1 pseudogene is annotated in these 218 nt (G+C 57.8%); it reads right to left on the bottom strand.

The window, feature by feature from the left end:
- A pseudogene (locus AC5Y7V_RS31455) lies at positions 1-129 on the bottom strand (WXG100 family type VII secretion target); the annotation flags it as partial.
- Between the last annotated feature and the right edge of the window lie 89 nt (positions 130-218).

Below are 218 nucleotides of genomic sequence, written 5' to 3'. Positions count from 1 at the left end.
CGCACCGGCGATGTTCATCGACGACGCCCACATCTTGCGGGCCTCATCCTCAACGGTCTGCGCGTGGACCTCAAACCGGCCCGCCATCGCCCGCATCTCATGCGGGTCAGTCATAAAGCGTGTTGCCATGTTGCCTTTTCTCCTTCTGGATGAATTTCTTGCCTTGTGATACAGGTTGGCCGTCGTAACTGGCTGTTACGCGGCATGAAAGCCGATGG

The sequence above is a fragment of the Mycobacterium sp. NGS34 genome (genome assembly GCF_059812845.1).
This window is presented reverse-complemented; position numbering and strand designations above follow the sequence as displayed.